This window comes from Enterococcus sp. RIT-PI-f (genome assembly GCF_001297065.1).
Classification (GTDB): Bacteria; Bacillota; Bacilli; order Lactobacillales; family Enterococcaceae; genus Enterococcus_D.
Genome location: NZ_LHOX01000018.1, coordinates 46,592 through 59,223 on the forward strand (window position 1 = coordinate 46,592; position 12,632 = coordinate 59,223).

Sequence of the window (12,632 nt, forward strand, 5' to 3'; positions counted from 1 at the left end):
GGTAAACAATTACAACAACAACATATTTTCTCATGAAGGAGCCATTTTACATGCGCAATTACACTCAATATTTATTAGTCATTATTATTGATACCAGGACTTAGAACACGGAAGCAAAATTTATCCGTTTGTTTTAGTCCTATTTGCGTAAGTAAAATGGGATTCTGACAAAGCATCCCAGTTTTTATAACCGGGGTGCTTTTTTTTATACGAGAATGCAGGAGATGGTAAAGGTGAGAAGTGATCAGATCAAAAAAGGCATTGATGCCGCACCAGCGAGAAGTTTGCTGTATGCGACAGGGCAGGTAAAAAATATCCACGATATGAATAAGCCGTTTATTGCTATTTGCAACTCGTATATTGGTATCGTTCCTGGCCATGTTCATTTAAGAGAATTAGCCGATGTGGCCAAAGAAGCGATCAGAGAAGCGGGAGGAATTCCCTTTGAATTCAATACGATTGGGGTAGATGATGGGATCGCCATGGGGCATATCGGCATGCGGTATTCATTACCTAGTCGCGAACTTATTGCTGATTCGGCCGAGACGGTCATCAATGCCCATTGGTTTGATGGTGTTTTCTATATACCAAATTGCGACAAAATCACACCAGGAATGATCTTGGCTGCGATGCGTACCAACGTACCAGCGATCTTTTGTTCAGGGGGACCGATGAAAGCAGGAATCGATCCCCGAGGCCATCAAACCACCTTGTCTTCTATGTTTGAAGCTGTGGGGGCATACAAAGATGGACAAATGTCAAAGGCTGATTTTGAGTTTATGGAACAAAATGCCTGCCCTACTTGCGGATCTTGTGCAGGGATGTTCACCGCCAACTCTATGAACTGTCTGTTGGAAGTTCTCGGATTGGCTTTACCAGGCAATGGGACGGTCTTAGCTGTTTCTCAAGAACGGCGAGAACTTGTGCGTCAAGCAGCGTTCCATCTGATGGATTTGGTCAAAGCGCAAATCAAGCCGCGCGACATTGTCACGAAAGAGGCCATTGATGACGCCTTTGCGTTAGATATGGCAATGGGCGGCTCCACCAATACCGTCTTGCATACATTGGCTATCGCAAGTGAAGCAGAGATCGATTACGACTTGAAGCGTGTCAATGATATTGCAGAACGGGTCCCTTATTTATCAAAAATCGCACCGTCCTCCGCATACTCAATGCATGATGTCCATGAAGCTGGTGGTGTATCTGCTATCATTCGACAACTGATCGATATCGAGGGGGCAATCCATCCTGACCGAATGACAGTCACTGGAAAAACACTGCGAGAGAACGTTGCAGATGCGATCATCCACAATGAAGAAGTGATCCACCCAAAAGAAAATCCGTATAGTCCGGTAGGTGGTCTATCGATCCTTTATGGCAATATCGCGCCACAAGGGAGTGTGATCAAAGTTGGCGGAGTCGATCCAAGTGTCCAAGTCTTTAAAGGTAAAGCAATTTGTTTTGACGCTCATGATGACGCCGTTGCTGCCATTGATAATCATACTGTTCAAAAAGGGCATGTAGTGGTGATTCGCTATGAAGGACCGAAAGGTGGACCAGGCATGCCGGAAATGTTGGCGCCTACCTCAAGTATCGTCGGTAGAGGATTAGGCAAAGATGTGGCCTTGATCACAGATGGCCGCTTCTCTGGTGCAACACGAGGGATTGCGGTTGGGCATATCTCGCCGGAAGCAGCTGCTGGCGGACCGTTAGGCCTCGTAGAAGACGGTGACACGATCGTGATCGATCTGCAGCAACGTTCTATTCACTTAGACGTATCAGAAGCAATTTTGCAACAACGTGCTTTAGTTAGACCAAAGTTTCGTGCCAAAGTCAAAAATGGATGGCTGGGACGATACACAGCACTTGTCACATCAGCAAATACCGGCGGCGTGATGCGCGTGCCAGAGGAGGAATAGCAATGGAAAATATCGAATATCAACCCAATCTTTTGAGGACAGGTGCCAAAGTCTTAGTCGATAGTCTGCTAGACCAAGGCGTGGAAATGATCTTCGGTTACCCTGGCGGTGCTGTATTGCCTTTATATGATCAACTTTACGATGCGGCTATCCCGAATATATTGACGCGACATGAACAAGGCGCGATCCATGCAGCTGAAGGATATGCCAAAGCCACTGGCAAAGTGGGGGTCGTGCTAGTGACAAGCGGTCCTGGTGCAACCAATGTTGTGACTGGCATCGCTGATGCCATGAGTGATTCAGTGCCTTTAGTCGTGATCACAGGACAAGTCGCCACTGCAGGTATTGGCAAGGACGCATTTCAAGAGGCTGATATTTTGGGGATCACATTGCCCATCACAAAACACAATTACCAAGTACGCTGTGTAGATGACTTGCCTAAAGTAATCGCGGAAGCTTTTCATATTGCAGATACTGGCCGTAAGGGGCCAGTAGTGATTGATCTGCCTAAAGACATCACGCTGCAAGAAACAGCCGCCCGTTTTTCATTGCCGGTGCAGCGAAAGAGTTATCAACCGACCATTGATCCTTCGATCCTGCAAATAGAGAAACTGATGCAAGTCCTCAGTAAGGCCAAACGCCCTGTTGTCTTAGCTGGTGCCGGTGTGATCGCGGCAGAAGCGGCAGCAGAGTTGCACAGTTTTGTCGGCAAGTACCAAATACCGACGGTCACGACGCTGTTAGGATTAGGTTTATTGTCAGTAGCGCATCCTTTGTTTTTAGGAATGGGGGGCATGCATGGCACCTATGCAGCAAATATGGCTTTATCAGAAGCTGATTTGATCATCAATATCGGTTCACGTTTTGACGATCGTTTGGCAACGGCGGGGAGTCGTTTCGGCAAGCAAGCCGTTGTGGCGCATATCGATATCGATCCTGTTGAAATCGGTAAAATCGTTGCAACAAAGATTCCTATCGTAGGGGATGCCAAAGCCGCGCTGCAGCAAATGCTGCGCTACAAACCAAGTCCGAATCAATGGCATGACTGGGTCGACTGCTGCCAAACCCGAAAAGCGGAAAAGCCTTATCGCTATGACCGCACACAACAAGAAGAGATCAAACCGCAACGGGTCATTGAAGAAGTGGGCCGTATCACAAAAGGAGAAGCTTACGTTGTGACGGATGTGGGCCAGCACCAAATGTGGGTCGCACAATACTATCCATTCCAATTTCCCAAACAATTGATCACTAGTGGAGGGCTGGGAACGATGGGATACGGCATTCCTGCTGGTATTGGTGCTCAATTTGCTTATCCAGATAAAACGATCGTGGTGTTCGTAGGAGATGGCGGTTTTCAAATGACCAATCAAGAATTTGCGATCCTCAATGAATACGGTTTGAACGTGAAATTCGTGCTGCTGAATAATCAATCCCTAGGAATGGTACGTCAGTGGCAAGAAACGTTCCATGGTGAACGGCGATCTGCTTCGGTGTTCAGCCAACAACCAGACTTTATCAAATTAGCTGAGGCTTATGGCGTCCAAGGCATACGGATCACGGACAACGACAAGCTTACATCGGATCTAGAAGCAGCATTTGCCGAAAAAGGACCACAACTGATTGAAGTGATGGTCTCAACTTCTGAGCATGTCTTGCCAATGATCCCGCCAGGCAAAGAGAATCATGAAATGATGGGGGTTTGAGTATGAGACGTACATTGGCCGCAATCGTTCACAATGAAGCTGGCGTATTGAGTCGCATTACTAGCGTATTGAATCGGCGACAAGTCAATATTGAAAGTATCTCAGTTGGTGTCACAGAACAGCCAGACTTTTCCCGCATGACAATCATTGTCCATGTGGATCAGTTGGCAGAAACCGAACAAGTCATCAAACAATTGAACAAACAAATCGATGTGATGAAAGTATCGGATATCACAGAAGAGCCCCACATCGAACGGGAATTGGTACTGATCAAAGTCAATGCGCCAACGACTACCCGTTCTGAGATCCAAGCCGTGATCGATCCCTTTCGTGCCCGTATCGTAGATGTAGCATTGAAAACGATCGTGGTCCAAGTAGCAGGCGATACGAAGAAGGTCGAAGCCTGTATCGATGTGTTACGGCCTTACGGCATCAAACAGCTGGCACGGACAGGTGTGACTGGCTTTACAAGAGGTTAAACGCAATCTTATTGCTTTAATAAAGAAAGAATTCGGAGGGAAACAGCTATGGTAAAAGTATATTATAACGAGGAAGTCACAGACAATCTAGGAGACAAAAAAATCGCCATTATCGGGTACGGATCACAAGGTCATGCCCATGCACAGAACTTGCGAGATACCGGACATGAAGTCTTTATCGGGATTCGAGAAGGAAAATCAGCCGATGCGGCGAAAAATGATGGCTTTGCTGTGTACCCTGTTTCGGAAGCTGTGCAACAAGCAGATGTGGTGATGATCCTCGCACCAGACGAAATCCAAGGTGACTTGTACAAAAACGAAATCGAACCGAATCTTTCTGCAGGCAATGCCTTAGCTTTTGCTCATGGCTTCAATATTCATTTCGATGTGATCACACCACCAAAAGATGTAGATGTTTTCCTCGTTGCACCTAAAGGACCGGGACATTTGGTGCGCCGGACATTTACTGAAGGCTTTGCTGTACCGGCATTATTTGCTGTTTATCAAGATGCCACTGGTCAAGCGCAAGATACGGCATTGTCCTATGCAAAAGGTATCGGTGCTACCCGCGTGGGCGTCTTAGAAACCACCTTCAAAGAAGAAACGGAAACCGATCTATTTGGGGAACAAGCGGTGTTATGCGGCGGCTTGACGAGTATGATCGAAGCTGGGTTTGAAACACTCGTTGAAGCAGGTTATCAACCAGAATTGGCTTATTTTGAGGTTTGCCACGAAATGAAATTGATCGTCGACTTGATATACGAAGGCGGCTTCAAAAAAATGCGTCATTCTATTTCTAACACAGCTGAATATGGCGATTATGTTTCCGGTGCCCGCGTGATCACTGATCAGGCCAAAGCCAACATGAAAGCTGTACTAACAGATATTCAGAATGGACAATTCGCGAAAGGCTTTATCGCCGACAATCAAAATGGTTTCCCTGAATTCCATAAAATGCGGGAAGAAAATGGCAACCATCAAATTGAGAAAGTAGGCAGTGAATTAAGAAAAATGATGCCTTTCGTGTCAAAAGACTAGAGGTGGAGTAATTTGTTTGTGACTGTCAGTGAGATTGAAAAAGCCTATCAAGAATTGGCACCTGTCGTGAGTCATACCCCCCTGCAATATGATCGTTTCTTGTCTGAAAAATACCAAGCGACGATTCTGCTGAAACGAGAAGACTTGCAAATAGTCCGCTCTTTCAAACTCAGAGGGGCCTATTATGCGATTGCTGCAAAACAAGAAAAGGTCGCCCGCGGCGTTGTTTGTGCCAGTGCGGGCAACCATGCGCAAGGGGTTGCCTATACTTGTCAAGAACGGCAATTGTCAGCAGTGATCTATATGCCAACGACGACCCCGCAACAAAAAATCAACCAGGTGAAATTTTTCGGGGGGGATTTCGTCAAAATCGAATTGGTCGGCGATACTTTTGATGCTGCGGCTGAAGCAGCTCAGCGGTATGCTGCGGACAATCAGATGGCTTTCATCGCGCCATTCGATGACCCAGCCATCATTGCAGGACAAGGAACCGCAGCAGTTGAAATATTGGCAGATGCAGACAAAGAAAATCATGATATCGACATCGTGGTGGCAGCTATCGGCGGCGGTGGCTTGATCAGCGGTACCGCGGCTTACCTAAAAGGGAAACGACCCAATATTCAAATCATTGGTGCGGAACCAATCGGTGCCGCCTCAATGCAAGCAGCCTTTGATCAGGGGGAACCAGTTGCGCTGTCGCAGATCGAAAAATTCGTTGATGGTGCGGCTGTCAAGAAAGTCGGTCAGCTTACGTATCAACATGCCAAAGAATATGTGGATCACCTAGTAGCCGTCGAAGAAGGGGCGGTTTGCCAAACGATTCTCGAACTTTATACGAAACAAGCAATCGTTGCTGAACCTGCGGGGGCTTTAAGTGTAGCGGCCCTTGAGTTGATCAAAGAGCAAATCAAAGGAAAAACCGTTGTCTGTATGATCAGCGGGGGCAACAATGACAGCTCTAGAATGGCGGAAATCGAAGAGAAGTCTTTGATTTATCAAGGCTTGAAGCATTACTTTATCATCAATTTTCCGCAGCGCCCAGGCGCGCTCAAAGAATTTGTCAGTCACGTATTAGGTCCAGATGACGATATCACACGCTTCGAGTACACCAAAAAAATCAATCGTGGGACAGGACCGGTCATGCTGGGCATCTTGTTAAAACGGACATCTGATCTAGATGCTTTGTTGGCACGGATTGCCGCGTTTGATGCGCAATATATCAATCTGCAGGACAATCAATCATTATACTCGTTGCTTGTCTAAACATGTTATCAGAAGTGTCTTGTACTGCTTGTCAGTCATGAGGCACTTTTTTTGTTTAAACAGCATGATTTCGCAGGGGCTTGCGATTTAGTAGGTGATTAAGCGCCTTCTTGGTATAATAGATGCATATGAAAGGAGGCCAATCTATGGAGTTTCTATTTTCTAGGGCGCAACAGGAAACGGTGATTTTATACGGTGAAACGTTGGCCTCTGTTTTACGAGAACAGAAAGTAGTTGCTGAGCAAGTGATCATCTTTACGAATCAGCGTTACTATGATCGCTTTTATGAAAAGCTGACACGCTTATTCTTGCCTAAATCTGTTAGCTGGTATATTTGTACCAATCAAGTGTATTGCAATAATTTTACTGAATTTACGCATGGAATGGATTTTTTAGGGCATTATCCTAAACAAAGCCGCGTGCTGATCGTAGGCTTTGGCAATGAAGGCATCATGGCATTGAGCAGTTTTATTCATGCAACAGCTGTATTGAACACAGAGCTATGGTTGATTCCTGTCTCGCTGCGGGGGTTGGCTAAGAGTGTCAAAGAACGGGCAATCGTGGTCAGAAAGCCGGATATTCCCATGTTGGAAAATCCGAATGCGCCGGGTTATGTGATCTATGATCAAACGATTGCCGACAAGCAGCAGGAGGGGAAAATAGTTGATTTCTTACTCTTGATCCGCTGTGGCATCGTCAGCGATCCGCAGTTCATAAAAGCGTTATATCGAAGTTATCCTGATCAATCGAGCATGATGAAACAATCCTTTGCAGCATATACAGATAAAGTCATTGAACTTTATCAGCAGCAAGGCGCGTATTTGGAAGAATTTGGGCAACTGTTTACGGAGGCCTTGTATCAAACCGAAAATGGCCACTTGTTATCTGATACGATGAAAATATTTTATGGTTTTTTGTTTCATTTTATTTGGACAGTCAATCAGCAGCAGTTGACTGTTGATCTCGTGCAGTTTGGGCAGTGGCTTTATCGTTTGGGTTATCCTGTTGCCTTACCGGAAAGTTTTTCAATCAGCGATTACTTGACGCACGTGTTGGATTTGCAAAAGAAAGAAAAAAAACTGTTATTCTTGTCAAAAGTTGGTACAATAGGGGGCAGAGTTGCTGTCAATGAAGAAGACTTAGTTCAAACACTTACGTCTTATGAGCAATTAATCAAGCAGATTAGAGGGAATTAAATGGATACATATAGCGAAAAAATGTTAAAAGCTTTGGCTGCTGAAGATTTAGCAGAAGCACAGTTGAACTTTACGGAAGCCTTGCAAAACGATGAGGATGAAACATTAGATGCCCTTGGGGGAGAGTTACTTGAAATCGGCTTTTTAGAAGAGGCAAAAACACTCTATCAAACATTGCAGCAAAGATACCCTGACAACGAGGCACTGTTATTACCGCTAGCAGAAATTGCGATGGAAAATGATGATATCGAAACAGCCTTCACCTATCTGGATCAAATTCCGGCAACCAGCGATGCGTATGTACAAGCGTTGCTGTTGAGTGCGGATCTTTACCAAATGATTGGCATTCCGGAAGTCAGTGAAGCGAAATTGAAAGAAGCGCAAACGTTGCTGCCTGAAGAAGCGCTGATTCGCTTTGCGTTGGCAGAGTTAGCGATGACCACCGACCGTTACCAAGAGGCTGTAGATCTTTACCAAGGGCTCTTAACGGATGATGTGTCAGATGTATCTGGTATTTCTGTGGTGGAACGGATGGGTACATCCTTGAGCATGGCAGGACGATTTGAAGAAGCTGTGGAGTATTTTGAAGCGAGTTTGGCGGACAATCAGACAGATGAACGATTGTTCCAAACCGCATTGGTATACTTGCAATTGAAAGAAAATGAACAGGCGATTCGCTATTTGCAGCAATTGCGGGTGATGAATCCTCAATATCGTGCAGTCTATCTCTACTTAGCGGAAGCCTTACAAGAAGAAGAACAATTAGAAGAAGCACAGCGGGTCATTGAAGAGGGCATCAATGAAGATCCGTTTCAAGTCGATTTTTATCATTTTGCTTCTGAGAATGCGTATCGCCTGCATGATAGCGATAGTGCAGAGCAGTATTTATTAAAAGCTTTGGAAACAGGTGAAAAGGAAGATGAAACCTTATTGACCCTCAGCAATCTGTATATAAATGAAGAACGCTGGCAAGAAGCTGTTTTGGCCATTGAAAAAATGGAAGACAATGAACAACCCCATGCATTGTGGAATCTGGCGCAAGCCTATCATGCAATGGAAGACTATGATTTGGCTGCCAAATATTACGAGGAAGCCAATGAGGCTCTGCATCATGAACCAGCCTTTATGAAAGAATATGGTCTTTTCTTGAGAGAAGAAGGCCGATTGCAAGAAGCAAAACAGATACTGCAGCATTATTTGGCCCACGAACCCAGTGATTTAGAAGTACAATCCATTCTGGAGGACCTTCTGGAAAGATAGGTGAGAGAAATGAACATCAATGTACAGGAAAAGAAAAAATTTCTGAATTGGCTTGTTTCGACTGTGTCTTTTAGCCGGCGCGAAGTGTCATGGGTATTGAACTATTTAGCAAATCACGAAGCGATCTTGAACAATGTTCATTTTGTTGAAGGGGCTGCGTTGACTGACCGCGGTTTGAGTGTCCGCAGCACTGAAATCGGTGGGGAACCTTTTGTATTGACGATTGCTGAGCAGACGTTTTTTGATATCGATCAGATATTTCATGAGATACGGATGAATTGGAAAAAACCTCTATATTTGGAATGTCTGTTTCCCGATGCGTGGAGCCATGCTTTTTATCTAGCGGTTTTAGAAGATAACCCCAATGATCGCTGGAATGATCATTTAGATCAGGAAATGGCCGAAAATGTGCAGCGTTTCCTTTCGGAAGAAGAAACACAAACCAAGATCGATACCTTATATCGACAAATCGATATGGCGCTAGAAGATGGCGATCGAGATGCTTTTCTGGCTTTATCAGACGAAGTCAATCGTTACTTGCTGCAACAAAAAGAAGGCAGTCATTAAAAAGCAAAAAGGATTGAAGAATCAGCAATGATTCTTCAATCCTTTTATTTTGTTTTGGGTGTATTTGTTTTGCGTTGCAAAAAGCGTGATTTAGGTCGTAAATAAGTAAACCCTTCACCTTCCACCTCATGGACATTGATGACTGAAACAAATGCTTGGGCATCAAAGTCATGGACGATTCGTTTGACCTCTGAGATTTCTCGACCGCTGACGACCATATAAATGATTTGCTTATCTACGCGAGAGTAGCCGCCTTCTCCGTGCAAGAAGGTCACGCCCCGTTCCAGTTCATCCATGAGTACTGGTGTCATCTCTTCTGTATGATTGCTGATGACCAAGATCCCTTTGGCTGAATAACCGCCGTCAAGGATCGAATCGATCACACGAGAAAAGACATAGGAGAAAATCAACGTATACATCATCCGTTTCAAATCGATATAAGATAAGGAAAGCAGTAAGACAAAGACATCAAAAATCAGTAAGGAGCGGCCAATCGTGACCCCAAAGTTTTTTTCTAAAATCCGTGCTAAAACATCGACACCGCCCGTGGTACCACCAACTTTATAGACAATACCGCTACCAATACCGGCGACTAAGCCGGCAAGCAAGGCAACGATCAGCAAGTCATGCTGCAAATCGATAGCAAAAGGGATCGTTTGCCAAAAAGCCAACCAAAAAGATAGACCAAAGGTGCCTAATATGGTGTAGATCAACGAGCGTCGACCTAAAATCTTGCCGCCGATCAAAATGATGGGAATATTCAAAATCAATGTACTAATGGCTGGATTGATTCCCCATAATGCCCGCATGATCAAGGTGATCCCCGTCACGCCGCCTTCAGCTAAGTCATTTGGGATATTTAAATAAACAAGACCAAAGGCATAAATACTCGTGCCAAATAAAATCAAGACAATATCACGAACTGTTCGCCATGAAAATAAAGTACGCAAATTGTTATCCTCCGTTTTTTATAAATTCACAAGTATCAATGTAGCACGAAATGGGGGATTGTACAATAACAGACCTAAAGACGGGTGTCTAGTCAGGGGCAGGATCTTTTGGTAAGATAACAGAGAAAGGGTGAAGACAATGACAGACAAACAATCCTTGTCGTCGATGCAAGCAGAAGTCGACGCATATATCCAACAATTCAAAGCTGGTTACTTTAGCCCCCTCGCGCAAATGGCACGGCTCACAGAAGAAGTAGGTGAGCTTGCGCGAGAAGTGAATCATTATTATGGAGAGAAAAGCAAGAAACATGATGAAGCTGAAAAAACGGTTGCCGAAGAATTGGGCGATGTACTCTTTGTGACCATGATCATGGCGAATTCTTTAAATATTGATTTAACAGAAGTATTCCATGCGAATATGCAAAAGTTCAATCAACGGGACAGCTATCGCTTTGAAAGAAAAGATGGGCAAGTATATGAAGCTGAATAATCTACCTGAGGCCTTTGTTCAGGCAACCCCGTTATTACAAAAAATCGAAGAAGCAGGTTTTGAAGCCTATTTTGTCGGCGGCAGCGTGCGGGACACGATTTTGAACCAGCCGATCCATGATGTGGATATTGCTACCAGCGCTTTTCCAGCAGAAGTCAAAGCGTTATTTCCTCGCACGATCGATATTGGGATCGAGCATGGCACCGTTCTTGTTCTATGGGCGCAAGAACAATATGAAATCACGACGTTTCGTACAGAAGCGGCATATCAAGATTTTCGTCGACCAGACAAAGTCGACTTTGTTCGTTCCTTGCAAGAAGATCTCAAGCGGCGTGATTTCACGATCAATGCATTGGCGCTGCAAAAAGATGGCCAAATCATTGATTTGTTTGATGGATTGGCGGATTTAGACAATCAAGTGTTGCGTGCAGTGGGCAATCCCCAAGAACGATTTCACGAAGACGCATTGCGGATGATGCGAGGGGTACGCTTTGTCAGTCAATTAGGATTTGAACTAGAGGCGCGGACATTTCTTGCGATCCAAGAAAATCATGCCTTGCTGGCGAAGATATCGGTAGAACGAGTGATGATCGAATTTGTGAAGATGTTATTGGGTACCCACCGAAATCAAGCGTTAAAAGCTTTTGTGGCGACAGAATGTTATCAATATTGTCCTGGGTTGCGCCCCTATGGCGAGGCGTTGCTGCGGATGGCCGATCTGCCTGCCTTACCGTTGATCAAAGAAGAGGCGGCGTGGGTATTGCTGCTTGATCAATTGCATTTAAATGCTCATGAAGTACGGCCTTTCTTAAAAGCGTGGAAATGTTCTAATGCTTGTATTCGGCAAGTCCAAGCTGGCTACCAATTCTTGCTGATGCGAAAAGCGAGTGATTGGACGGACAGTGCATTGTATCAAGCAGGGATGACTACGATCGAACTTGTGGAAAGTCTATTGCCTTTTATCGGACAAGACGGCTGTCTCAATGATGTTGAAGCACGCTATCAGGCATTGCCGATTCACCAGCTACAAGATTTAGCCGTCAATGGCCGAGATTTATTACAGGCATTTGACCGGCCATCGGGTCCGTGGCTGAAAGACGTGCTGCAGCAGTTGGAAGCGTCGGTTGTGAAACGGAACATTGCCAATCAACAAGAGGCATTATTGTTGTTTGCCCAAGCGTATCTGGAGCACGCTGAAAAAAGTCAGCCAAAAGCAAAGTAAATTTGTGTACCAATGCAGACAATGTGTTAGAATTAAAATGTAATACTAATGAAAAGGAGCGTTTTGTCATGGCTAGAGATATGAAAGCTTTAAAATTCTATTTCCGTAATGGAGAAACATGGACGATCGAACGTCGTTATATCGGTGACTTGTGGATCAAACAAATCACAACAAGTTTTGGTCGTATCCACGGTAGTGAGTTCGTTGAGATTCATCCTTGTGCTGGGTTCAAGATCGAGATTTTCCAAGAAGGCGATCATGTAGCCACACATGATATCAATCTGGGCGGCCTGGAATTGGGCATGTTTGCTCGGGCATTGAAATATGAAGACATCGAAAGAATGGAAATCCTTTATCGCAACGGCACACCTGATTTGGTGTACTTCCCTTATAAAGACAAAGACACTGAAGGATTGGACAATGTGTACCAATCAACCAAAATCAGTGAAAAAACGAAGAGCTTGTATATCGTCATCGATCCGAATCAAACGGTGGAAGACGTATACGGCGAACATTTATCAGAAACAGAAGCAAAATAAGCACCA

At 44.8% G+C, this 12,632-nt stretch carries 12 protein-coding genes; 11 read left to right on the forward strand and 1 reads right to left on the reverse strand.

Annotated features, from left to right (window positions below; translation table 11 throughout):
• Positions 1-233 precede the first annotated feature (233 nt).
• From ilvD to AEQ18_RS11450, 8 genes are all read left to right on the forward strand, one after another.
• Positions 234-1,919, forward strand: a complete 1,686-nt coding sequence (gene ilvD / locus AEQ18_RS11415) for a dihydroxy-acid dehydratase (protein WP_054116464.1) — start codon at positions 234-236, stop codon at positions 1,917-1,919.
• Positions 1,920-1,921: 2 nt separating this feature from the next.
• On the forward strand, positions 1,922-3,622 hold the full coding sequence (gene ilvB, locus AEQ18_RS11420) for a biosynthetic-type acetolactate synthase large subunit (protein WP_054116465.1): 1,701 nt from the start codon (positions 1,922-1,924) through the stop codon (positions 3,620-3,622).
• A 2-nt stretch (positions 3,623-3,624) separates the two neighbouring features.
• On the forward strand, positions 3,625-4,101 hold the full coding sequence (gene ilvN / locus AEQ18_RS11425) for an acetolactate synthase small subunit (RefSeq protein ID WP_054116466.1): 477 nt from the start codon (positions 3,625-3,627) through the stop codon (positions 4,099-4,101).
• A 48-nt stretch (positions 4,102-4,149) separates the two neighbouring features.
• A complete protein-coding gene (gene ilvC, locus AEQ18_RS11430) occupies positions 4,150-5,139 on the forward strand; it encodes a ketol-acid reductoisomerase (RefSeq protein WP_054116467.1) in 990 nt (329 codons plus the stop codon).
• Between the two features lie 12 nt (positions 5,140-5,151).
• Positions 5,152-6,402 (forward strand): threonine ammonia-lyase IlvA, encoded by a 1,251-nt coding sequence (ilvA, locus tag AEQ18_RS11435; protein WP_054116468.1) that lies wholly within the window; start codon positions 5,152-5,154, stop codon positions 6,400-6,402.
• 146 nt (positions 6,403-6,548) lie between these two features.
• On the forward strand, positions 6,549-7,598 hold the full coding sequence (locus tag AEQ18_RS11440; RefSeq protein ID WP_054116469.1) for a hypothetical protein: 1,050 nt from the start codon (positions 6,549-6,551) through the stop codon (positions 7,596-7,598).
• A complete protein-coding gene (locus AEQ18_RS11445; protein ID WP_054116470.1) occupies positions 7,599-8,858 on the forward strand; it encodes a tetratricopeptide repeat protein in 1,260 nt (419 codons plus the stop codon). It abuts the gene before it with no gap.
• A 9-nt stretch (positions 8,859-8,867) separates the two neighbouring features.
• Positions 8,868-9,425, forward strand: a complete 558-nt coding sequence (locus AEQ18_RS11450) for a YpiB family protein (RefSeq protein ID WP_054116471.1) — start codon at positions 8,868-8,870, stop codon at positions 9,423-9,425.
• Positions 9,426-9,469: 44 nt separating this feature from the next.
• On the opposite strand, the gene AEQ18_RS11455 is transcribed toward AEQ18_RS11450, so the two are convergent.
• Positions 9,470-10,375: a YitT family protein gene (locus tag AEQ18_RS11455; RefSeq protein WP_054116472.1), complete on the reverse strand. Its 906-nt coding sequence runs from the start codon at positions 10,373-10,375 to the stop codon at positions 9,470-9,472.
• A 139-nt stretch (positions 10,376-10,514) separates the two neighbouring features.
• Between AEQ18_RS11455 and AEQ18_RS11460 the strand changes: the two genes are divergently transcribed.
• The 3 genes from AEQ18_RS11460 (at position 10,515) to AEQ18_RS11470 (ending at position 12,626) form a co-directional block, all read left to right on the forward strand.
• Entirely contained in the window at positions 10,515-10,865 is a 351-nt protein-coding gene (locus AEQ18_RS11460; protein ID WP_054116473.1) for a nucleotide pyrophosphohydrolase, read from the forward strand.
• On the forward strand, positions 10,852-12,087 hold the full coding sequence (locus AEQ18_RS11465; protein WP_054116474.1) for a CCA tRNA nucleotidyltransferase: 1,236 nt from the start codon (positions 10,852-10,854) through the stop codon (positions 12,085-12,087). The genes AEQ18_RS11460 and AEQ18_RS11465 overlap by 14 nt, the downstream gene beginning before the upstream one ends.
• A gap of 68 nt (positions 12,088-12,155) precedes the next feature.
• The gene (locus AEQ18_RS11470; RefSeq protein ID WP_054116475.1) at positions 12,156-12,626 is read left to right on the forward strand and encodes a hypothetical protein; all 471 of its coding nucleotides are present in this window, start codon (positions 12,156-12,158) and stop codon (positions 12,624-12,626) included.
• Positions 12,627-12,632: the final 6 nt, after the last annotated feature.